Origin of the sequence: Pelotomaculum sp. FP, from assembly GCF_004369245.1 — a bacterium.
Taxonomy (GTDB): Bacteria; Bacillota; Desulfotomaculia; order Desulfotomaculales; family Pelotomaculaceae; genus Pelotomaculum_C; species Pelotomaculum_C schinkii.
The window spans coordinates 22,939-46,578 of the sequence record NZ_QFGB01000033.1 but is presented as its reverse complement, the minus strand read 5'-3'; the positions used below and the strand labels follow the sequence as shown (position 1 = coordinate 46,578).

The window sequence follows — 23,640 nt, the reverse complement described above, 5'->3', positions numbered from 1 at the left end:
AATGCATCGTGGCCATTAACAAGGATCCCGAGGCGGACATCTTTAAGGTAGCGGACTACGGCATCGTTGGCGATTTGTTTGAGGTGGTGCCTCTCCTCACTGAAGAGTGCAAAAAACTATTGGCGTCCTGAAAGGGGTGAGTGGTATGTTGAAAGCCATTATTCTTGCTGCGCTATTGGGGATGTCGTTCCCGGTTGCAGGGCATATCTTAAGCCGCAGCATCACAAGTCAATGGCAACGATTTGGCGTCTCGGTCATCTGCCTGTTTGTCTCCATCCTTGTTACTTACAGCATTGCCCTGATATTTCACTGGGGAGCGTCTTAATTCACCTATAATATTGACAAAGGAGTTGATAAAAATTGAATATCAGATTGGCTAAGTCAGCGGTCGATACTGTGGGCAAGACCGGCCAAACGGAGGGGCTGCAGCATTTGATCAGTCAAATGACGCCCCAGTCGCTAAAAGAAAGAATGTTAAAGGAATGTTCCTATATCTGCTCGGATGAAGAGGCATTCACTGTTTATATGGCGCTTGGGTTGGGCAAGCCTCTTTTGGTTGAAGGACCGCCTGGCAGCGGCAAAACAGAGGTAGCGAAAGTTTTGGCGACACTCCTGGATGCGGAGTTGATTCGCCTGCAGTGCTATGAAGGCCTGGATGAGGGAAAAGCGCTGTATGAATGGAACTACCAAAAACAAATCCTTGATATCCAAAGAGGCGGCAAAAACGATGTCTTTGGGGCGGATTATTTACTCCCAAGACCTCTGCTGTCCGCCATTCAGGCTGAGAAAACCCCTGTTTTGCTTATTGATGAAATTGACAAAGTGGATCCGGAGTTTGAGGCTTTCCTTATGGAGATCCTTTCGGACTTTCAAGTATCCATACCGGAATTTGGTACCGTAAAGGCTGCGTCTCATCCCCCGGTAATATTAACTTCAAACGCTGTGAGAGACTTAGGTGACGCGCTGCGCAGAAGGTGTGTCTATTTATATATTGACTTTCCGACGATGAACCGGGAGGCTACCATCCTGATGCGCAAGGTTGATGGTCTCCGCCCTGCTTTAGCTCTGCAGATTGCCCGTACCATGCACTTGTTGCGGGTAGAGTTGCAGCTCTTAAAGCCCCCGTCCATATCGGAAAGCCTGGACCTGGCCCAGTCTGCAGTAAATATCAAGTTGCCCGCCTTAGAACCTACGTTCCTGAATACATTGAACTCGCTCTTTTTAAAGACCAGGGAGGATCAAGAGTCGTTTAGGAAGAAAGGTGGCGGGAAATGGGTGTGCAAAAACCTCTAACTCTTGAAATTATCAGAGAGCAATGCCAGAACTACTGGGAATGGCTTGCAGCACTTTTCAGGTTGCCTGTTAAAAAACTACCCACTGATACCCAGAGGCTGAAGTCCGGCCCCGGCGGTGTTTTAGCAATACCTACCGACGAGCCTGCCGTATATCAGGGCCGCAAGGGTACCAAACCCTTATCAGGAGAGGGGCTGGTCGTTAATACTGAACGAGTCAGCAGTGGGTATTTGACAGTTCAGGAAGACGAGATAACTGAAGATGACGTGCAAGATGCCAGAATCCAGATGCGTAAAATTGCGCAACGGCTGGTTTCTACGCTGTCCCGTAACCGCAGGCGCAGCAAAGTGAATGTGCAGATTGACTACAGGAGGTCGTTGCGACGTTCCATCCAAACGGGTGGAGTAATGATTGATCTTAAGTATAAAACCAGGGTTATTAAAAAACCCCGGCTCGTAATCATCCTGGACACTTCCGGTTCGATGCAGGTATGGATCAAGATGCTGATCCAACTAATTCAGGCGGTCGGCCTTGAGTTGTCGAAAAAGGAAATCTTTATCTTTGCCCAGGATCTTGAACATGTAACGAAAGATCTCGGGAAGACCTGGCAGGACACTGTCAGTGTCATGCAGTTAAGGGAAAATTGGGGCGGCACAACGAGTATTTACTATGCTCTAAAAACATTGCAGGAAGATCACCATGACAAGTTCTCACCTCAAACGGTTGTGCTCATGCTATCAGACCTGTTTACTTCAGAACCCGAGAAATCTTCTCTGGAAGTAAGAAAACTTTACCGGAAGACAAAAGCCTTCTATATCTTCCGCGTAGTTGTAGACGAAGAGGAGGATATGTCTTATTTTGATACCTATGTCCGTCCCTTTATCGGATCAGCTACAGGACTGTTTGATGTTAAAAACCTGGAGGGTATGGCCGAGGCGGTTAGAAGAGTGTGTATCAGGTAGTTCCCCAATTTTTATGAGAGAAGGTGCTTAAAATTGTCCTATGACCGTGAAATAGATATACCTTTTGACGTCTTGAGGCTTGATGATTATACTTATGTGGTGCCGCACGGCATTCCGATAAAAACCGAACCGCTGATTAAGGCTGGTGTCGACAGGATTTCACTGGCCAATAGAAATGTTACGGTTGGTCCAACAGACCCTGAGGATACAACTGAGGAATTTGCTTCTCATCCGCTATTTCCGGCCGATGAATATTTGTCGGTAAAAGCGAATCCACCAATGCTTACCAGGTTCTCCAATGACCTTTTGGATTTGCTGGGAATTACCATTGAAGTAATCTATGATTATTTTTCCGAGGCGAACCAGAGAATACTGAATGTGGAACCATCTCAACTCTCTATCTCCAAGGGCCGACTTATTATTGGTGAGATCCCTGCAGAGCCGATGATGATAATCTGGACCGGGGCTAGTTTTGCAGTTGTCCCAACTTCAACCAGGCTTGTTTCTCCGGAGGTGGCAGTTGAGGAAGTAGATGGTTCCATTGCAGGAGGCCAGTTTCGGTGTAAATATGGGATGCTTGACATAATCCGGAGATGAAAAGCTTATCGAATCGCGGGGAATGTGAAACCATATTTGTATGATAATAATACAAATAAATTACTTCGGATAGCCGTTAAGACCCTGGTCAGACAGGTTTATCCAACGGAATATACAGTCCGGCTGCCGTTATATCCGGCAGCCGGACTGTTTTGTATAGTGTTAACAAAAATAATTTCTGTTTCTGCTTAAGGTTTGTCAAAAGAGTCAATAGATTGGGCGAACAACTCTAGATATAATTTAGTTGTAATAGTTCTCAAATGTACAAAGCGGGCAGTTAAACTAATATATCTAATACTACTATATATTATACTACAGCGCAATATTTTTTTTGATAATTGAATATAGAAAAAGGATTATTTGAAAGCTGTTATTTTTTTCATGTATTACTATAATCAATATTAAAACTTAGTATTATATTACAGCCAATAATATAGCCTGTGAAATTGTTGCTAATTTGCGAAACGTAAGTGTATTTGAAGAAAAGGAGGCTAGCGTGACGCAATGGTGAAAGGGGGAATGGAAGAAATCTAGCCAACTGAAAGTTTATGCAGCAAATTTAATAGGCAGTTATTTAAAACCCAGTTTGGTTTCCATTCAGTGAGAGGGCTTCTTGTAGAATGTTCTCAAAAACTGGTCTATGGGAATACATGGTTAAAGTTTTTTTATCTGAAAGGAGGAACAAAATGAGCATCAAGGACGCGTTAGCAAAGATTGTTGGGAAGGAGAACGTCAGCGACACAGTGGAAGACCTTCAACTGTATGCTAAAGATTTGAGTCTCCTTCCGTCAGGCATGGCAGACGCCGTGGTATGGCCTGGTAGCTCGGAAGAAGTAGGAAAGGTCGTTGCATACTGCAACGAAAATAACATCCCTGTAGTGCCCGTTAGTTCCCGGACACACTTGTACGGTTCCAGCATACCGAAACAGGGTGGCGTTGTTGTCGATATGAAGAGGATGAATAAAATCCTCGAGATTGACAAAGCCAACCGCTTGGCCAGGTTTGAAGCCGGTGTAACGTGGGGCCAGTACTGCGCTGCTTTGAAGGAACAGGGTATGCGGACTATTATGCCGCTGCTGCCCCGCCCGGACCGTTCAGTATTATCCGACACCTTGGACAGGGCTGTTCCGACGAATATCGTTTATGATTATGGTGAGCCGACCCAGTCGATGGAAGTTACCTGGGCTGACGGTTCCATCTTTAGAATGGGTTCTGCATCCGTTAACGGTTTCCCCGATTCAAAATCAAGAGGCGCCAATCCCTCCGGCCCAGGCCTTGACTTCTACCGTTTTATGCAGGGCTCCCAGGGCACCATGGGTATTGTCAACTGGATGAGCGCCAAGATTGAACACCAGACCAAAATAGACAAGATCTATTTTGCTCCGGTTACCGATCTGGAATATGCCAACAACTTCCTGCACAGGATCCTTCCGAGAAGGATTGGCCAGGAATGCCTCCTCCTCAACAACGTTGACCTCGCCGCAATCATTGCCGACAAGGCTGAGGATTTTGACGAACTCGCCGCCAAGCTCCCGCCGTGGACACTCATCCTGACCATCAGCGGCGTTATGAGAAGGCCGGAAGAAAAAATCGCCTACGAAGAAAAATTCCTCACTGAAGTTTTACGTGGTGAATTCACCGATATGCCGCTTTCTGATAAACTGCCCGGCTTCCCCGGCCTGGGAAGAAAACTTATGCCGATGCTTAGGTCTCCGTGGCCGGCAGATGTCAAGTACTGGAAGGATCGCTTAAGAGGCGGCGTCCAGGATATCTTCTACATCACCAGACCTGGCAAGGCAAAAGAACAAGTTGCGATTATGGATGCAATCGCCGCCAAGAACGGTTATCCCATCGCCGATATCGGCAAATACATCCAGCCGATCGAGCACAACCGTGCCGCCCAGGTTGAATTCAGCCTGTTCTACAACCCGGAAGACGAGCAGGAAAAAGCCATGGTTGCCAAGATCAACCGTGAAGCCGCAGCTGCTCTCATGAACGCCGGCGCTTTCTTCTCAAGGCCTTACGGCGAGATCGCTGACATGGTATACGACAAAGCTGCCAGCTACACCATGACCTTGAAGCGTGTTAAGAAAGTATTCGACCCCAACAATATTATGAATCCCGGAAACTTGTGTTTCTAAGGAGAAAGGAGGAAGAAACATGGCAAAATATGATCAGTTGGCGGGCCCTCATAATTTAGGAAAAGAAGCATCTGTAGTTGATAAACTAGGTGACCGCTATGATACGCCAAAAACGCCACTCACTTTTGATATTACCAACCTGAAGAATTTTGTCTATGACATGGAGCACTGCATTAAGTGCAAAGGGTGCTACTGGGTAGAGCATACCTACAACCCCGGCATGTCTTTCCCGGTCAGATGCGCCAGCAACCTCTGGAATGACTTTGACGCTTACGGCGCCATGGGCAAAATGAGAATCGGCCTGGCCATTGAAGAAGGCAGACTGCAATGGACGGACAAGCTCCTGGAAATCCTCTATGCCTGTACGCTGTGCGGAGCCTGTGACGTGGGTTGCAAACGTAACCTCGACCTGGAAATCGAGTTGTCCCTTGAGGCCCTGAGGGTCAAGGCTGTCAAAGACGGCGCCGCTCCTCTGCCGGCTCACAAGAAGGTCGTCGACAATATCGCCAAAAAGAATAACTATTTCGGGGCCACTGAAAGCAGAACCAAGTGGGTAACGAAAGACATCAAAGTTGCCGACAAGGCCGATGTCCTCTACTTTGTAGGGTGTTCTTCCGCCTATGTCAATCCCGCTATCGCACAGGCGACGGCGAAGATCTTCAACGCCACCGGCACTCCCTTCATGCTCTTGAAAGACGAGAAGTGCTGCGGCAACACTCCCTTCTCCATTGGTATGTTTGATGAAGCCAAGAAAATGGCCGAAGCCAACGTTGCTGCAGTGAAGGCCACAGGCGCTAAAACCCTGGTGACCAGCTGCGCTGAATGCTATCGTATGTGGAAGGTCGATTATCCGAAGATGCTCGACATCGCCACGGAAGACCTTGGCTTTGAAGTCCTGCACCTGATTGAATTTGCCGACAAAGCGCTGGCAGCAGGCAAGCTGAAGTTGACCAAACCGGTTGACGTGCGCTTCACCTACCATGACGCATGCAGCGTCAGCAGACTGTGCGACCCCTGGAAACCTTATAAGGGCGAACGCGGCTGGATGGGTATGATTTATCCCGGAATGCTGAGAAGGCGTGGCAGACAAGGCCTCTATGCGCAAACCCGCAACCTGTTGAATGCTATCCCCGGCGCTGACTTCACTGAAGCGATCAGGATCCGTGAGAATGCGTTCTGCTGCGGCGGCGGTCGTGGCACGAAAGAAGCTTATCCGGAATTCTCCAAATTTGCGGCCAACCATCGCTTGGAAGAGGTTAAAGCAGTTGGAGCCGAGGTTCTTGTATCCGCTTGCCCGTGGTGCAAGAGCAACTTTGCCCAGGTTGCCAAAGAAGACGGCGGCAGCGTGAAAGTTATGGATATAGCTGAGCTTATCGCTGCCTCAGTTGAAATATAAGGAGGTGTAACAATGAGCATCAATAGACAAGCATACAACGCTATTAAAGCGGTTGTGGGAGATAGGTATATTTCCGAAGATCCGGCTGTTATGGAAGGATACCGTTCAGGTCCGGCCGGCTATGAAAACGGTACCGGTTATGAGCGTGTTATGACCGTTCTGCCGCATGCTGTTTGTCTCCCCAAGAATACAGAAGAAATCTCGAAGGTCGTGAAAATCTGCGCCCGCTATGATGTACCGTACGTACCGTACTCAACAGGTTTCTATGGTCCCCGTACCCACTGCCACGTGGAAAACGAGCTGATTATCGACCTGAAGCGGACCAACCAGTTTGAATATGATGAGAAACACTTCTACTTTGATGTGGGCAGCGGCGTAACCCTGGCAGCCTGCCAGCAGGAAGCCCTGAACAAAGGCGCCTACTCCGTTATCGGCGGCGGCGGCGCACAGTGCTCGGCCATTTGTAACCTCATCGGTGACGGTTGGTCCCCCCTGAGCCACAGGATTGGTCTGCCGCACAGGCGTATCCTCGGCACCGAACTGGTTCTGCCCGAGGGCGACGTAGTGAAGATGGGTTCACTGGCAGTCATGGACGACCCGTTCTGGGGTGAGGGTCCCGGCCCCGACTTAAGAGGTCTGTTGAGAGGTTTCACCGGACTGCGCGGCTGCCTTGGTATTGTCAGCAAGATGGCGATCAAGACCCTGCCCTTCCAGCCTGAGAAGCTGGAGCCGAGCGGTATTGCTCCCAACACTGCCCTGGCCCTGCCGCCGCGGGTAAGATGGTTTAACTTCCTGATGCCTTCCAAGAAAGAACAGGTTGAGGCCATGTATGAAATTGGCCATGCTGAAATCGCCGCCGCATTGACGAAGGTTCCCAAGTTCTGGAGAGCTATCGCCAAGGCTGAGGACAAAGAAGAATTCTGGAAACTCTGGCTGGTTGAAAATGAAGAAAGCCTCAGGAACTTCTTCATCGTCAGGGTGCTGGTGGTAGGCTATACCTCTCAAGAAGATTTCGACTATCAGGTAAGAGTCTTAAACGACATTATGACGGAACTGGGCGGAACTCAGACTCGCACCAAGCCTTCAGACGAGTCCTGGATTAAAAACGCCGACTCGGCAGGCATGTGGCTCATGTGCGGTTCCTACGTATCAGTTGACTATATCATTGAATCTCTCACCCAGGCCACACAGCATGGTGAAACCTATGCCGAACTCAAGCGGAAATACACACCGCCGCTCATGCCGGACTTCGGCGATCCCGGTTGGTTCCAGGGCTTCGAAATGGGCCACCAGGGTTACTCCGAGTTCCTCATTTACTGGGACCATCGCGAAGACATCAAAGGTGTGGACCAGTTCTATGTAGACACCTCGAAGATGAACATCAAACACCGCTACTATACTTCATTGTTAGGACCTCACCAGCCGCTGTTCCTGACCGGACCGATGTATGGCCCGAACTATCACACCTGGCTTTTGAAGGTCAAGGAAGAATTCGACCCGCAATGGATCAGCCACCCGCCGGTGCCCCTTGCTCATGACGAATTTGTCAACAGGGCGCCGTGGATGCAGGAAATCAAAGATTGGGAAGTTCCGGACGAACTGCCAATGCGTAAGTGGTAAGAATATAGGAACGTTTAATTACCTGGGCTATTTTAACAATAGCCCAGGTAATTCTGTAATGAGGTGATTCTCGCATATAGTATTATCAGGTGTAGTAATATTCAGTATATTACTATCAAAATCCGGTATTTACATTAAAGGAGGTAGTAAAATGAAAGGATTTCCCTGGTGGACAGAAGAGCAATTAGCTTTTCAACAAGAGGTAAGAGCATTTTGTAAACAAATCGCGCCAATTGATGCGAGAACCAGATGGACCAGAGAATTTCCCTTTGAAATATATAAAGAGATAGGCAAAAGAGGCTACATTGGCGCCGCTATCCCCAAAGAGTACGGCGGCTTGGGACTGGGCGCGACAGGCGCCTGCATCCTGGCTGAAGAATTGCACACATTAATGCCGGGTATTGGCCGGATCGTCGTGGGCAATATGAACGGCGGCTTGCGGCAGATTATTGAAGCCGGTACGGAAGAACAGAAGAAGAGATTCCTGCCCGCTATCGCCAGCGGCGAAATTGGGGCTGTTGTTATCACTGAAATGACAGCCGGAACTGACGCTGCAGGAATAACCTTAACCGCCAAAAAAGAAGGAGATCATTACGTCCTGAACGGTAAAAAACGCTTTATCGTTGCGGCTGGTGTAGCTGATCGTTATTTTGTGTATGCCAGAACAAGCGATGCTCCGGAAGATTTCAAAAAGCGCCGTCACCTCACTGCTTTCGTGGTTAAAAAGGGCACACCCGGTTTCAGCTGCGAAAAGCTCAATGAGATCCTCGCGTTTGAGAACGTGCAGAATGGCTCCCTCGACTTTGATAACGTGATCGTCTCGGAAAAAGACAGGATCGGTGAAGAGGGTGAAGCCTGGAAGATAATGATGGCGGGACTTAATTTTGAGAGAACTGTAATTTCCGCCGGCACAATCGGCTGGCAGAGGCTCTTATTGAACAACGCCGTTCCTTATTCACAGCGGAGGGTCCAGTTCGGCAAAGCCACCATCGATATTCCCGCTAACCAGGACAAAATTGCCAATATCGTGACCAGGTTAAAGGTCTCGCGTATTGCAGTATACTACACGGCATACCTTTGGGATATGGAAGAGGATGTTACCATTGAAGCCAGTGCCGTTAAGGCCTATGGCGCTGAACAAACCCTGCTGTCGGCCAATGAAGCCACTCAGATTATGGGAGGAGACGGTGTGAACCGCTTCTACCCGGTACAGAATATTTTTGAGGTTTCCAAGACTGAGCACGTAGCAGGTGGTACCGTGGAAGCCTGCAGGCTGACCATATTCAGGTCTGCTCTTAAATTGATGGCGGAGGATATTCAGATGCCGCGCCGTGTCATCGACGAAAAACTGGGCGTTCCTGTGCCTGCAGTGGGACCTGTTGAGAAGAAACTGGCTGTGAGTGAAGATAATCTTCTGGCCGTATTGGCTGAAGACTACAAGATCAACCCGGGCTTGCATATGACGCTGGGCGATATCAAAGAATATATTGCCGCTGATGACGCCGCCCTGGAAAAAGCCATTGTCGCCCTGGAAGAAAAGGGCTATGTCATGGTATTGCGGAACAAAAAAGGCATCCAGCTTGTCAAGGCTACCTACGATGGCCTGAAAGTGGCGCATCCGAAGGAATACTACAGGTGGTTCCCGACTTGGGCAACTGAGGACCGGGTATTCTAGAAAAGACTTTATAAAGTTACTGTGTAATGTTGTATCTATAGCATACGTTAGTAAATGAAATATTGGAGGTAATATATGTCAAAACCGAAGTTTATCACAGCTAAGGAAGCCGCGTATTTAATCAATGATGGCGACAACATTGCAGTTGCCACATTTGGATGCTCCGGGACGCCGGAAGAAATTTTAATGGAAGTTGAAAAAAGATATTTAGAAACCGGTCATCCGAAAAGCATCGGCTATACCCACGCGGCAGGCGGCGGGGGCTTTGCGGCTACTAAAGAGAATGGTTTTTGCCGGTGCGAAGACCATCTGGCGCATACCGGTTTGATGGAAAGATGGGTCTGCTCGCACTCTGCCTGCTCCGATTTTACAACTGAACAGCTCATGAATAATAAAATTGCAGGCTGGTGCCTGCCCCTGGGTACGCTTTTACAGGTCTACAAGGACCAGGCCAGAGGCATGAAGGGAACCTTGTCCCAATGCGGTCTTAACACCTATGTCGACCCCCGTGTGGACGGTGGAGCAATCAACCAGTTAGCTAAAGACAGCAAAGAGCAATTTGTTGAGTACATCCCTGATTTCAGGGGAGAAGAAATGCTGTTTTTCAAAGGCATGGACCTCAACATCGGCTGGATGAGAGGAACTAAGGCCGACAAAAACGGCAACATCTCTACCGACAGAGAGCCCTACAATCTTGAAATGTTAACAATTGCCCAGGCTGTTAGGGCTAACGGCGGCAAGGTTTTTGTCCAGGTAGAAGAAGTCGTTGAAACCGGCACAATCCATCCCAAGATGGTTAAAGTTCCCGGAATCTATGTAGACTATATCGTTGTTGAGACGCAGCCGGAAAGACGCCTCAGCACTACAGGCGGAAAATATAATCCCGCATTCACAGGGGAAGCCAGGGTCGACGTATCAACCGGCGCAGATGTAATCCCGTTCGATGGAGTTAAAGTCGCATTAAGAAGAACTGCCATGGAAGTAACTCTTGGTGCAAAAGCCAACTTCGGTCTGGGTATGCCCCAGATGGTTGGCAGTATATTGGCTGAAGAGGGCATCAGCGGCGCCCTTACTCTGATTTCAGAATCAGGCGCAGTTGGCGGAGTACCCGCCGCAGGCATAAACTTCGGCGCTCACTACAATGTCGAATCCTTATCCGACCAGGGCGACCACTTCAACTTCTTCGACGGCGGCGGATTGGAGTTCGGCGCTTTCGGTTTGGGCGAAGTGGACCAAAATGGTGACTTGAATACAAGCTTAATGGGCGGCGTATTAAAGGGTGTAGGTGGATTTATGAACATTTGTGCTACATCCAGGCTCGCGGTATTTATAGGCACCTTTACTGCAGGCGGCATTAAAACACATATCGAGGACGGCAAGCTGGTTATAGACAAAGAAGGCAAGTTCAAGAAGTTCGTTAAAAAGATTCCACAGAACTCCTTCAGCTTGAAGCAAGCCGTGCATGACGGACACAAAATCCTGTATGTAACAGAAAGATGCGTATTCGTAGGGACTGCTCAGGGCCTGCTTCTGTCAGAAATAGCGCCTGGCATCGATCTACAGGCTCATATTTTGGATCAAATGGAATTCAAGCCGATCATCCCCGAAGGCGGTCCGAAATTGATGCCGGCTGAGCTGTTCCAGGAAAAATGGGGCGGCTTGAAGGCTTACCTGGAAGCTAAGGGTGAAATCTAAGAAGACGCATAAATATTTTTAAGCCTTAAGATTGTATTATTGAACTGGGGGCCACTTTATGAGAGACCCCCAGTTCTCTTTAAAAAACGTTATCAGATAAAAAATTTCGGTATTGGGAATGCCTATCATGCATTCAAATAACTTCAAGAATTGCTTTAATGTAGAAATACTATAAAGCATAGCAAAATCCCTTAAAATATGGTAATATGATTGTGCCATACTTATTTCAGTATTTTTTGTGTAACCACCTAAACATTAGGTGGCTTTTTTTATCTGTTCAGCAGGTTCGAAACGTATACGTTTCGAAAAAACTATTACAAAGACAAGTGGTATTAGAGGGAGGAAAATTAAAATATAGTGTAGAATATCATATATTACTAAGAAAGTAAAAAAGAAGGAGGGAAGAATTAATGCTAAAGGTTGAGTTCACCGATGATGCCATGGATTATATCCTCCAAAAAAGCGCCGACTCGATTACAGTGGATATGATGAATTTGGGCGGATGAGGGGGAAATTTCTGGGAACCTGCCGTGTCAGCAGGCAAACCGCTTTCAACTGCAAAGTACGATTTAGTGAATGCGAACGGGCTCGAAGTCTATATGTTTAAAGGCGCCGAAACCGAACCCGATGGAATTAAAATATTCCTGGAAGTTGAGCCGAGTGCATTTAATTGGCTGCGCATATCAGGGTTAGTATACGCACAAACTGATTTGGGATAAGCGTTAGAGCAAGTGAGGAATAAGCCCGGCTTTATTCCGGCCAGGCCGGAATAAAGCCGGGCTTATTTACTTTAACTTGGGGAGAAAAAGCTACTGGAGGTCGTGAGAACGGTTTCTTTTTATGAAAGTTTAAATCGAAAGGCGGACGGTTTTAGAAAGGGTAATGCGTAAAATTTTGTGGAGGCGATGCCTTGCAAGCACTCTTCCCTGGCTCAAAACGCAGAACTAAAGCGTATGCAATGCAATCAGGCTGCCGGCTCTTATATGTTAGATTTTTCTTTCCATTACCTTAACCCAGTTTGTCATAAACCAACCCTGCTACATGCAGTCTTTGATTACCTTCTCCTACGGATATTGTAATCCCACCCGGTTCGGTTTCGGCGCCCTTAAAAATATAGACTTTAATCCCGTTTACAACTACTAAGTCGTAATTTTGAGGTGAAGTTGGCTTGCCGTGTGATACGACAGGTTCATTGTATTGGCCCCCATAGTATATTGACATCATATCTACGGTTATGGAATCGGCGTTTTTTTTGCGGATATAATCCTTAGCGTCATTGGTAAACTCAATCTTTATCATTTAGTCACCTTCATTCATATCTTAATTCTTACTTTCCTTAGTTTATTATACAAGATCAACCCCGGCCTGCATATGACGCTGGGCGATATCAAAGAATATATTGCCGCTGATGACGCCGCCCTGGAAAAAAAGGCTATGTCATGGTCTTGCGGAACAAAAAGGACATCCAGCTTGTCGAGGTTACCTACTGGCCTGAAAGTGGCGCATCCGAAGGAATACCACAGGTGGTTCCCGACCTGGGCAACAGAGGATAGAGTATTGGTAAAAGCGCAGAATATCGTATAAGAAGTAAACGCAGGTTGTACTTAAAAGTCCTGTCCGGCTGACTCTGACGGGCAGGACTTTTAAGTTGGTAAAGCCTGCCTGGCGCAGCGTTTAAGATAAATTTAGACTTGATCTTTTAAATACTCTACTATACAATTACTATTGTTAATAAAAGATCTATCTAGCCTTTGTAGATGTTGTTTTACCTGAACATCTTCTAAAATAGTATCATAGAAAGTGTTTTATTTAACATGCTTCTGTTTTTGAAATAGAGCTTTTTTTCTGTGGCAACTACTATAGGCGATACTAAAACCATTAATTATACTATCAACTATAGCAGTCATTCTAACCCCTGGGGAAATAACCAACTGTTTATCGAAAAGACTTCCCTAGAGTTAAATTAAGCAGCAAAGGGGGAAGGACAACAAGACCATTACCGGGAGCGCAAGAGTTGGGACTAAGGGATAACCTGGAAACGATCGACTTAAACCCCGGCCACATAGGAATATGAATTATCAATGGAAATCTGGAATCAAGCACTATAATCTTAAAGGAGGAAAAAAGTATGGATTTCTTTCCCTGGTGGAGTGAAGAGCAAAAGCAGCTGGCAAAAGATGTAAAAGCATTTATGCAAAAGATCGCGGGTCGGGAAATGGAAACCAGATGGGCGAGAGAATTCCCCTTCGATCTATATGAAGAGTTTGGCAAAACAGGATTTACAGGCGCTGCCATCCCCAAGGAGTATGGTGGAATGGGCCTGGGTTGCACAGGCGGCTGCATCGTTGCTGAAGAAGTTCACAGCTATAGCCCCGGCATGGGCAGGGTCATCGTTGGAAATATGATGGGCGGCGTGATGCAGTTCCTGGATTTCGGTACGGAAGAGCAAAAGCAGAAGTATCTTCCGGCTATCGCCAAAGGTCAAATCGGGTGTGTAGGTATTACCGAAATGACCGCGGGCACTGATGCTTCCGGTATGGAAGTGGAAGCGAAACTGGAAGGGGACCATTATGTCCTCAACGGCAAGAAGCGTTTTATCGTCGGAGCCGGCGTGGCCCAGCATTACATCGTGTACACAAGGACAAGCAGCAACCCTGAGGATATCAAAAAACACCGCCACCTCACCGCTTTCGTCGTTGAAAAGGGTACACCTGGTTTTTCCTCGGAAAGGATCAATGAGATCCTCGGGTTCGAGAATGTCCAGAATGGTTCCCTCGACTTTGATAATGTTATCGTACCTGTGGCCAACAGGATCGGTAAAGAGGGCGAAGGCTGGAAGGTTTTAATGCACGGCCTTAATTTTGAAAGGACCCTGATCTCTGCTTCAGCCGCCGGCTGGCAGAGAATACTGTTGCAATATACCGTACCCTACGCCCAGAGGAGAGTCCAGTTCGGCCGGCCCACCATCGATTTGGCAGGAAACCAGACCAGAATAGCTGATATCATCATGAGGCTTAAAACGACGCGCATGTCTGTTTACTACACGGCATACCTTTGGGATCTGGGCAAGGATATCACTATCGAAGCAAGCATGGTCAAGGCCTGTGGCGCTGAAAACACCTTTGCTTCCAGCTGTGACGCCACTCAGGTTATGGCAGGCGACGGTGTGAACCGTTTCTACCCGATCCAGAACATTTTCGAAGTTGCCAAGACCGACTTTATCGCAGGCGGCACGCTGGAAGCCTGCAGGCTGGTAGTGTTCAGAAGCGGCCTCAAGCTGATGGCTGAAGATATGCAGATGCCGCGCCGGGTTATCAGTGAGAGACTTGGTGTGCCGGTGCCGGCGGCGGGACCTGTTGAGAAGAAATTAGCGCTCAGCGAGGAAAATGTCCTGGCTGTGCTGGGCGAAGACTACAGGGTAAACCAGGGTCTGCATATGACCTTGGGTGATATCAAGGAATATATCGAGGCTGATGACGAAGCGCTGGTCAAGGTTATAGACGCTCTGGAAGAACAGGGTCTGGTCATGACCTACCGGACTAAAAAAGGCGGACTGCAGCTCGTCAAGGCCAACTACAAAGGCCTGAAGAAAGCCTATCCCAAGGAATACTACAGGTGGGCTCCGGAATTTGTAACCGAAGATAGAATGTTTTAGTGGCTCAATAACGTTTTAGCATACAATACCAGAGTTTTGATGCGCAACTGTTTTACTGATAACCCTGTCTGGTTTCTACCCCGGACAGGGTTATGTTTTTTAAGCTTCAATGATATAATGACATTAACACGTATTGTTGGGTTTAGGATTCCATCGGCAGCTTCTTAATGTCTTATGCGCATTTTGCACAAATAACATTGGGGGTAAACGGAATTATGGAGACAAAGTTGCTTAATCCCAACGATTTTGAAATGGACGCGTTTTATGATGAGTTTATGGAAATTATTGTAAACGGGCGAGGTCATCAAGGTATAGCGGATCTATTGGCCAAAAAGTTTCAGACGAGCATCCTAATTGAGGATGAATTTTTCCGTGTCCTGGCACGGTCTAATAGTAATGGAACTGCCTTTACACATATTCAGAAAAGAGAAGGCAAAAAATATTTAAAGCCTCAGCGTGTTGATCCGAGGATCATTAATTATGTCCACCTGATAAAGAGTTCCGGACAGCCTATTGAATTACCGGAGCTGCCGGATTACGGGGTAGCCTACCCCAGACAAATATTCCCTTTCGTAATAAAAAACAAAATTAAAGGATATTTGCACATATTTATAAAAGATTTAGACTGGGACCAAATGAAGTTGATCAAAGCTGCGCTGCACAGCCTGACCTTTCTGGTGATTCTGCGGCATGCGCAGGTGGAACTGAAAGATGAAATGAGGAGAACATTGATCCTTGGCCTGATTAAAGACCAAGGCAAAGGCAAGGACGATATTATTCAGTGGGAAAAAGGGATCCTCGGTCTGGATCTGTCCAGAGAGATGGTCCTGGCAGTCATCCAAATCAAAAATGCGCCCGGACAGCAGCAAATAGAAGATGTTTTATTTAGCATTACCAGCGACCTGGATCTGAATGCCAATGCAATCGCTGTGAATGATGAGCAAGCGGTGCTGTTGGTTCAATCAGCCGACGGAAGAAAACTGGAATCATCAGTAGTTACTGAGTACCTTCAGGTTATATTTGAAGCGCTCAAAATAACCTTTACAGAATGCAAGGTGAAAATAGGTGTAGGTCGCCAGTGTTTTTATCCGCGGGACTACAGGGTGGCCTTTGCCGAAGCCTGCAAGGTTATCTCGTTAACGGGCCCGCAACCGGGCGCTGAGGAAGGCGTGTTTTACTATCATTCCCTGCGGCTGATGGGAATTCTGCCGCAGCCGGGCAACGATCAAACTCTGCCGGAGTTTGTACGGCGTATCATTGGAAAACTGTATGAATATGGTGCTGAACATAATACAAACCTGATTGAAACCCTGGCCTGTTATTTGGAACAAGATTGCTGTATTCAAAGTGCGGCAAGGGAGCTGTTCATCCATCCAAGCACTCTTAGATACCGCCTGGAAAAAGCTGAAAAAATATCCGGCCTTGATTTGAAGGACAAGGATACAAAGCTTGAGCTCCTATTGGCCATTAAGTTGTATCGATATTATGGAGAGACCCTGTTAAAGAGATAAATTCTCACCAAGTGAACGATTGTAAAAAAGGTCCGGCTGCCTTGATATGGGGCAGCCGGACCTTTTCGTATGAAGTGAAGAAAAAACAGGCCTATTTCCGGTTCGAATTCCATGAAAACGTGAATAGATACGATTCTTTCACTATAAAGTGAAGTAAAACCGGGCTTGTTTCCTGCCAAGATTCCATGAAAATGTGAATAGAATACAATTTATCAGCTATTTATAATAAAATTAAATACGGTAAAGTGCTAACGGTAGAATAATATGGGGAATATGCTAAATATGCCCCCGTTTTTTAGTTAAGTTTGCTGCAATACTCATAATTCACCATAGTATGATGCACTATTGTATGAAGTGAAGTAAAACCAAGCTGGTTTACTGCTAATATTCCTTGGAAACGTGAATAGTTAATAATTCTACATCCGTTTATAATGTGATTGATTAGGGGATGCATTTAATATTAGGGGGGGCTCGCAAAAAAGCCCCCATATTTTCGGGAAAGCTAATTACAATTTTCACAAATTACTATAGTCTATAATAGGATGCGCAATAATAGTATTGAGATTATTGGATCTCAGAAATCTTTTCATTAATCCCGGAGGGATGCAAAATGAAGGATTCAAGAAGTATTACTTTAAGTCAACTGCTTGATCAGGCAGCAGCAGCCTATCCGAATAATGATGCGCTTGTTTATCCAGAACGTAGTATGAGATACACCTACAAGGAATTTCGGGAAGCTTGCAATCAAGTTGCCAAAGGTTTGTTGAAGCTTGGAATAAAAAAAGGGGATCATATCGCTGTTTGGGCTACCAACCTTCCTGAATGGGTTATTGCACAGTTTGGCATCGCAAGGATTGGAGCGGTCCTTGTAACAGTGAATACCAGCTACAAGACAAGCGAACTGGAATACCTTTTGAAACAGTCGGATGCAACAACCTTGATTATGATGGACAGCATGAAAAACATAGATTACCCAAGCATCATATATAAACTTTGCCCGGAGCTGTATAACGGTAAACCGGGAGAACTTGTATCAGAGAAACTGCCTTTCTTGAAGAATGTGATTGTGATTGGTGATAAACAATACCCCGGCATGTTTACCTGGAATGAAGTAATCAAAATGGGTGAAGATGTTTCAAATGAAGAATTGGCTGCTCTTGTAACTCAAATGGAGCCGGACGATGTAAATATGATGATCTACACCTCCGGTACAACCGGGTTTCCGAAAGGTGTCATGCTGACACACAATAACGTTATTTTGAATTCAAAAGGTATGGCAGCGTGTATGAACCTTAGAGTTGCGGACCGGGTTTGTATACCAGTTCCTTTTTTCCACTGCTTCGGTGCTGTGGCAGGGACCATATGCAGTGTAGCAGCAGGGGCTACGATGGTGCTCCCATCTGAAAGATTTGATCCCGTAAAAGTCCTGAAAAGCGTTGAAAAAGAGCGCTGTACGGTTTTGCATGGGGTTCCAACCATATTTATTATGTTGCTGGAGCAAATGGAGAAGGAGAAGTTTGATACATCTTCCCTGCGAACCGGAATTGTTGCAGGCGCTGCATGTGAGCTAAAAGTCTTAAAAAAAATAGAAAGCGTTTTAAACATGCGAGAGGTTGTAAATGCCTACGGGCAGACCGAAGCTTCGCCATGTATAACCCAAACCAGGATTGACGATCCGCCTGAATTGAGGCTCTCGACCGTGGGAAGGCCGCTGCCCGGTGTTGAGGTAAAAATTGTCGACCCCGCAACAGAACAAGAAGCAGCTCCGGGTGTGCAGGGTGAAATCCGTGCCCGCGGCTACAATGTGATGAAGGGTTACTATAAAATGCCGGCAGCTACCGCCGAAGCCATAGATGAGGATGGATGGCTGCACACAGGAGACCTGGGCATTATGGATTATGGGGGTTTTTTGAGGATTACCTGCAGGTTAAAAGATATGATTATTCGCTGCGGTGAAAATATATATCCCAGAGAGATAGAGAATTACCTGTGCACCCACCCTTTGGTTAAAGAAGCCCAGGTGTTGGGAGTACCCAGCCCTAAATATGGAGAAGACGTGGTAGCCTTTGTCCAGCTAAAAGAGGGAGCGGTGCTTACACAGGAAGAACTGCAAGATTTCTGCAAGGGTAAAATTGCCGGCATTAAAATCCCATCGTATATAGTGTTTATTGACAGTTACCCTTATACGGCCAGCGGCAAAGTTCAAAAGTTTAAACTTCGCGAGTTAGGGGTCGAAAAGTTGAGGTTGCAAAATGCAACTATTGCTGTATCGATATGACATTAACTTGGTGTTTAGTTAATCAAAATTTAACCTTCATTTACTTATTTTTTTAAAAATTGAATAGGGCGTAGTTTAAATTCGTTGTGGTTTTAAATAACATCAATAAACCGTCAATATTAGAGGGACCTTCATAAGCAGAGCTCATAAAGGCAGGTCGGATCTGTGAAGATCTAGATATATGCTTTTTTATATGAAAGGAGGAACACAATGAGTATGAAGGACGAGTTGGTAAAGATTCTTGGAAAGGAGAACGTTAGTGACGCGGGTGATGCACTTCAAAAGTATGCGCAGGATTTAAGTCTCCTGCCTGCCGGAATGGCCAATATTGTGGTGCAGCCCGAGTCATCGGAACAGGTTTCAGCGGTGGTGAAATGGGCCAACGGGAACAATGTTCCGGTGGTGCCGGTAAGTTCAAAAGTGCATTTCCATGGCAGTACGATACCCAAGCAGGGCGGAATCGTCATGGACCTTGGCAAAATGAACAAGATTATCGAGATTGACGTCTTTGACCGCCGGATCCGCATTGAACCCGGTGTAACCTGGGGTCAACTGGTACCGGAATTGGATAAGCAGGGGATGCGGATGGTTATGCCGCTTTGTCCGCACAAGGATCGTTCAGTCCTTACCGATTATCTCGAAAGGGAAGTGCCCACCAATACAGTATATGAATATAACGAACCCTTGCAGGGTTTTGAGGTTGTCTGGCCCAACGGGGATATTTTCAGAGGCGGTTCAGCCAGCGTACACGGGTTCCCCCAGTCCAAATCCCACGGGAGCAACCCCTCAGGCCCGGGCCTTGACTTCTACCGTTTGGTCCAGGGCGCACAGGGCACCATGGGTGCGTTAACCTGGTCAAACCTTAAAATCGAACACAAGCCGCAGATAGACAAGGTCCTTTTCGCGCCCATTATTGATTTAGCCCGCGGCCAGGAGTTCCTTTATAGAATTCTGCCGAGAAGGATTGGCGAGGAAGTCCTGTTGCTCAATAATGTGGATCTGGCCGCGATTCTTGCCGACAAATGGCCCGAGGATTTTGCAGCACTGCGGAAAACCCTGCCGCCCTGGACCCTGGTAGTGGTCATTTGCGGCCTCGTGCGCCGGCCCGAAGAGAAAATCGCCTATGAAGAGAAATTTCTCAATCAGGTAATGAAGAACGAATTTAAGGATATTGCTCTTACCGATAACCTGCCCGGTTTCCCCGGGATCGGGAAAAAGCTTCTGCCTCTATTAAGAAATCCCTGGCCCAGGGAAGTGTATTGGAAGAACCAGTGGAAAGGCGCCTCCCAGAGCCTCTTCTTTATCTGCAAGCCGAAAGCCACCCCGGCTTATGTTAATACGGTCCAGGCTGTGGCTGTTAAGTACGGCTACAAACCTGAAGATACCGGTATGTACGTGCAGCCCATCGAGCACAACAGGGCCTGCCAGATGGAATTCACCTTTTTCTATAATCCCGGAGATGCAAGCGAAAAGGCAAACATCGCCAACCTGTACAAGGAAGCCGCAGCAGCCCTTATCAGCGAGGGGGCTTATTTCACAAGGCCCTATGGGGTGCTGGCGCCGATGATGTACGAGCGGGCCGGCTCCTATACGTCATTATTGAAGCGGGTTAAGAAGATCTTTGACCCCAACAACATCATGAATCCCGGAAACTTGTGTTTCTAGAGGAGAAAGGAGGAGAAAAATATGTCCAAAATTAGTGAACTGAATAAAGAGCGCTATGACACGCCAAAAGAAAAAGTAGCCTTAGATGTAAAAAATTTAAAGAACTTCAGATACGACATGGACCACTGCATTAAATGCAAAGGCGGTTATTGGTTGGATCATACCTATAGCCCGGGTATGAAATTTACCACCCGCTGTCCAAGCGGTGTGTGGAATGATTTTGACGCCTACAATTGCGCAGGCAAAATGAGAATCGGCGCTGCCGTGGATGAGGAGCAGCTGGCATGGTCGGATAAGCTGTTGGAAGTCCTTTACGCCTGCACGCTCTGCGGCGCTTGTGACGTTGGGTGCAAGAGGAATCTCGACCTGGAGATCGGATTAGCCCTTGAAGCGCTCAGGGTCAAGGCCGTTCAGGATGGGGCCGGTCCCATGCCCGCTCATAAAAAAATAGCGCAAAATATCGAGAAAAGCCATAACCAGTTTGGTTCGCCGCATGCTAACAGGCGCAAATGGCTTACCAGCGATATCAAAGTTGCCGAAAAAGCGGATGTGCTTTATTTTGCCGGCTGCTCCGCTTCCTATACAAATCCGGAGATCGGTCAGGCGACCGCCAAAATTCTTAACGCCTCAGGTACTCCTTTCAGCTTGCTGCAGGACGAGTGGTGCTGCGGCAATACGCTGTACTCGGTGGGCATGATCGACGAAGCCACAGCAATTGCCAGGCGCAATGTGGAAGCAGTTAAGGCAGCCGGCGCCAAAACCCTTCTCACCTCCTGCGCTGAGTGCTACCGGATGTGGAAAGTGGATTATCCGAAGATGCTCGGTATCTCTACCGATGACCTGGGATTCAAAGTCGTGCACCTGCTGGAGTTTGCAGATGAGGCGTTAGCCGGCGGCAGCTTGAAGCCGGCCAAGAGCGTTGATCTCAACCTTACCTATCATGACGCCTGCGGCGTGAGCCGCCTCTGTGACCCGTGGACCCCGTGGTCCGGCGAGCGTGGCTGGATGGGCTGTGTTGAACCAAGGCTGCACAGGCGCCGCGGTACGTCAGGGCTTTATGCGCAGCCGAGGAATATCCTGACGGCCATTCCGGGGCTTAATCTAATTGAAATGCCGCGTTTGAGGGAAAACGCCTTCTGCTGCGGCGCAGGCCGCGGCACGAAAGAGGCCTTCCCTGATTTGGCCGATTCCTCGGCAAAAGAACGTCTGGACGAAGTCCGGGAAGTAGGAGCGGAAGCCCTTGTGGCAGCCTGTCCTTTCTGCAAGAACAATTTCGCGCAAACCGCTAAAGCAAATGGTGAAAAACTGCAGGTACTGGATATATCTGAAGTCATCCTGGCTTCGTTATAAAGGAGGGTTAGCATATGGCCATCGTTAAAGAAGCGCTGCAAGCACTGGAAACTGTCGTTGGCGCAAAGTATCTTTCTGATGATCCGGTCATCATGGCCGCATACAAGTCCGGAGCCGGCGGCTACGAAGCCGGAGCCGGGTATGAGCGGGTAATGACAAAATTGCCTGCCGCCGTGATTCTGCCAAGGACAACAGAAGACGTACAGAAAATAGTGAAAATATGCAACCGTTACAAGGCGCCCTATGTGCCGTATTCAACAGGGTTCTACGGACCACGCTCCCACTGTCACGAGGAAAACGAGCTCATCATCGACATGAAGAGGATGAAAGACTGTGAGTTCGATGACGCGCACTTTTATGCGACCATCCAGCCGGGTGTCGTTTTCTCACCCTTCCAGGAGGAATGCATGAAGCGCGGCGCTTACACGGTTGTCGGCGGCGGCGGCGCCCAGTGCTCGGTAATAGCCAACCTGATCAGTGACGGGTGGTCCCCGTTAAGCTTAAGGGTAGGCCTGCCGATGCGGCGGATCCTGGGGCTTGAGCTGGTGCTCCCGGATGGGGAACTGATCAAATTGGGTTCGCTGGCCGTGGGTGATGATGGTTTCTGGGGCGAAGGTATAGGTCCTGACCTGCGGGGTATTTTGAGAGGTTACACCGGTGTGCTGGGGTGTTTGGGTATTGTTACCAAAATGGCCGTTAAGGTCATGCCCTTCCAGGAAGAGAGGCTGGTCCCGGAGGGGATTTCGCCCAGTACCGCGTTGACCCTGCCGGAAAAACGGGTCAAATGGATTAATTACCAGGTACCCAGCAGAGAAGCAGAGAACAAGGCCATGTACGAAATTGGCAAGGCCATGGTCGGCGGCGCGGTTACCAAGGTACCTGTATTCTGGCGTGTAATTGCCAAGGCGGAAGACAAGGAAGAGTTCTGGGAATTATGGGATAAGGAGTCGCCTGAATCGTTGAAGAATTTCCACCTGGTACGTGTATTGATTATCGGTTTTACCTCGGAAGAGGACATGGTATATCAAGAAAACGTACTGAATGATATTTTTATTAAAGAATTGGGCGGTAAACCACGGCGCACCAAGCCTTCAGATGAGTCATGGATCAAAAACGCCGATTCGGCGGGTATGTGGCTCATGTGTGGTTCATATGTTTCCGTTGACTACATTCAGGAGTCCATCCCCCACGCTGAAACACATGGTCCAACTTACGCGGAATTGAAGGCAAAGTATACGCCGCCCCTGATGCCGGATCATGGCGACCCGGGCTGGACCATGGTTTGCGAAGGCGGCCACATGGGTTACTCAGAGTACCTGATTTATTGGGATCAGCGCGAGGATACCCACCCCGTGGATCAATTCTACGTGGAGACGTCTAAGATGAATATCAAACATGGGTATTACACGTCATTACTGGGTTCCCACCAGCCCCTGTATTTGACCGGGCCAAAATTAGGACCGAATTATCACGAATGGATGCTGAAAATCAAGGCAGAACTTGACCCGCAATGGGTATGCCACCCGCCAATTCCCCTCGGCACCGACGAGTTTGTGGAGCGGGCGCCCTGGATGATGGAAATTAAGGATTGGGAAACACCAAAATATCCTGAGGAATGGCCAAATAAAAAGGCTGGGTTTTAATCTAAACAGGCAGTCTTGATGGCTGATTGGTTTGCCGGGAGTGAAATCTCTGTTCGGAATTAAAACTTTGACACAGGCTCGCAATACAGGTAAGTGATTTACAGGTATGACCCGGGGGCAAACAAAAACGCCCCCGGTCAACCTAGAAATAAGTAAATA

General features: G+C 47.7%; 16 protein-coding genes and 1 pseudogene. 16 read left to right on the top strand and 1 reads right to left on the bottom strand.

The window, feature by feature from the left end:
• The 10 genes and pseudogenes from Psfp_RS13295 to Psfp_RS13250 all read left to right on the top strand — a co-directional run.
• A pseudogene (locus tag Psfp_RS13295) lies at positions 1 to 131 on the top strand (electron transfer flavoprotein subunit alpha/FixB family protein); the annotation flags it as partial.
• A gap of 14 nt (positions 132 to 145) precedes the next feature.
• The gene (locus tag Psfp_RS13290) at positions 146 to 325 is read left to right on the top strand and encodes a hypothetical protein (protein WP_134219028.1); all 180 of its coding nucleotides are present in this window, start codon (positions 146 to 148) and stop codon (positions 323 to 325) included.
• A 35-nt stretch (positions 326 to 360) separates the two neighbouring features.
• On the top strand, positions 361 to 1,293 hold the full coding sequence (locus Psfp_RS13285) for a MoxR family ATPase (protein WP_243120641.1): 933 nt from the start codon (positions 361 to 363) through the stop codon (positions 1,291 to 1,293).
• Positions 1,272 to 2,255: a VWA domain-containing protein gene (locus Psfp_RS13280; protein WP_134219027.1), complete on the top strand. Its 984-nt coding sequence runs from the start codon at positions 1,272 to 1,274 to the stop codon at positions 2,253 to 2,255. The genes Psfp_RS13285 and Psfp_RS13280 overlap by 22 nt, the downstream gene beginning before the upstream one ends.
• Before the next feature lie 33 nt (positions 2,256 to 2,288).
• On the top strand, positions 2,289 to 2,852 hold the full coding sequence (locus tag Psfp_RS13275; protein WP_134219026.1) for a hypothetical protein: 564 nt from the start codon (positions 2,289 to 2,291) through the stop codon (positions 2,850 to 2,852).
• 686 nt (positions 2,853 to 3,538) lie between these two features.
• On the top strand, positions 3,539 to 4,993 hold the full coding sequence (locus Psfp_RS13270) for an FAD-binding oxidoreductase (protein ID WP_190258595.1): 1,455 nt from the start codon (positions 3,539 to 3,541) through the stop codon (positions 4,991 to 4,993).
• Between the two features lie 19 nt (positions 4,994 to 5,012).
• Positions 5,013 to 6,389 (top strand): (Fe-S)-binding protein, encoded by a 1,377-nt coding sequence (locus tag Psfp_RS13265; protein ID WP_134219025.1) that lies wholly within the window; start codon positions 5,013 to 5,015, stop codon positions 6,387 to 6,389.
• Between the two features lie 12 nt (positions 6,390 to 6,401).
• A complete protein-coding gene (locus Psfp_RS13260) occupies positions 6,402 to 8,009 on the top strand; it encodes an FAD-binding oxidoreductase (RefSeq protein WP_134219024.1) in 1,608 nt (535 codons plus the stop codon).
• 151 nt (positions 8,010 to 8,160) lie between these two features.
• Positions 8,161 to 9,684, top strand: a complete 1,524-nt coding sequence (locus Psfp_RS13255) for an acyl-CoA dehydrogenase family protein (protein ID WP_134219023.1) — start codon at positions 8,161 to 8,163, stop codon at positions 9,682 to 9,684.
• A gap of 75 nt (positions 9,685 to 9,759) precedes the next feature.
• The gene (locus tag Psfp_RS13250) at positions 9,760 to 11,379 is read left to right on the top strand and encodes a CoA-transferase (protein ID WP_134219022.1); all 1,620 of its coding nucleotides are present in this window, start codon (positions 9,760 to 9,762) and stop codon (positions 11,377 to 11,379) included.
• 1,008 nt (positions 11,380 to 12,387) lie between these two features.
• On the opposite strand, the gene Psfp_RS13245 is transcribed toward Psfp_RS13250, so the two are convergent.
• Positions 12,388 to 12,678: a CC/Se motif family (seleno)protein gene (locus Psfp_RS13245; protein ID WP_134219021.1), complete on the bottom strand. Its 291-nt coding sequence runs from the start codon at positions 12,676 to 12,678 to the stop codon at positions 12,388 to 12,390.
• Positions 12,679 to 13,507: 829 nt separating this feature from the next.
• Here Psfp_RS13245 and Psfp_RS13240 point away from each other — a divergent pair.
• From Psfp_RS13240 to Psfp_RS13215, 6 genes are all read left to right on the top strand, one after another.
• Positions 13,508 to 15,034, top strand: coding sequence for an acyl-CoA dehydrogenase family protein (locus tag Psfp_RS13240; RefSeq protein ID WP_134219020.1), 1,527 nt, complete (start codon positions 13,508 to 13,510; stop codon positions 15,032 to 15,034).
• 215 nt (positions 15,035 to 15,249) lie between these two features.
• Positions 15,250 to 16,545, top strand: coding sequence for a helix-turn-helix domain-containing protein (locus tag Psfp_RS13235; protein WP_192895424.1), 1,296 nt, complete (start codon positions 15,250 to 15,252; stop codon positions 16,543 to 16,545).
• A gap of 610 nt (positions 16,546 to 17,155) precedes the next feature.
• Positions 17,156 to 18,823 carry an AMP-binding protein gene (locus Psfp_RS13230; RefSeq protein ID WP_134219018.1) on the top strand — a complete coding sequence of 556 codons (1,668 nt, stop codon included), beginning with the start codon at positions 17,156 to 17,158 and terminating at the stop codon, positions 18,821 to 18,823.
• A gap of 210 nt (positions 18,824 to 19,033) precedes the next feature.
• Positions 19,034 to 20,488 (top strand): FAD-binding oxidoreductase, encoded by a 1,455-nt coding sequence (locus tag Psfp_RS13225; RefSeq protein WP_134219029.1) that lies wholly within the window; start codon positions 19,034 to 19,036, stop codon positions 20,486 to 20,488.
• 21 nt (positions 20,489 to 20,509) lie between these two features.
• Positions 20,510 to 21,838: a (Fe-S)-binding protein gene (locus tag Psfp_RS13220; protein WP_134219017.1), complete on the top strand. Its 1,329-nt coding sequence runs from the start codon at positions 20,510 to 20,512 to the stop codon at positions 21,836 to 21,838.
• A 14-nt stretch (positions 21,839 to 21,852) separates the two neighbouring features.
• The gene (locus tag Psfp_RS13215) at positions 21,853 to 23,481 is read left to right on the top strand and encodes an FAD-binding oxidoreductase (RefSeq protein ID WP_134219016.1); all 1,629 of its coding nucleotides are present in this window, start codon (positions 21,853 to 21,855) and stop codon (positions 23,479 to 23,481) included.
• Positions 23,482 to 23,640: the final 159 nt, after the last annotated feature.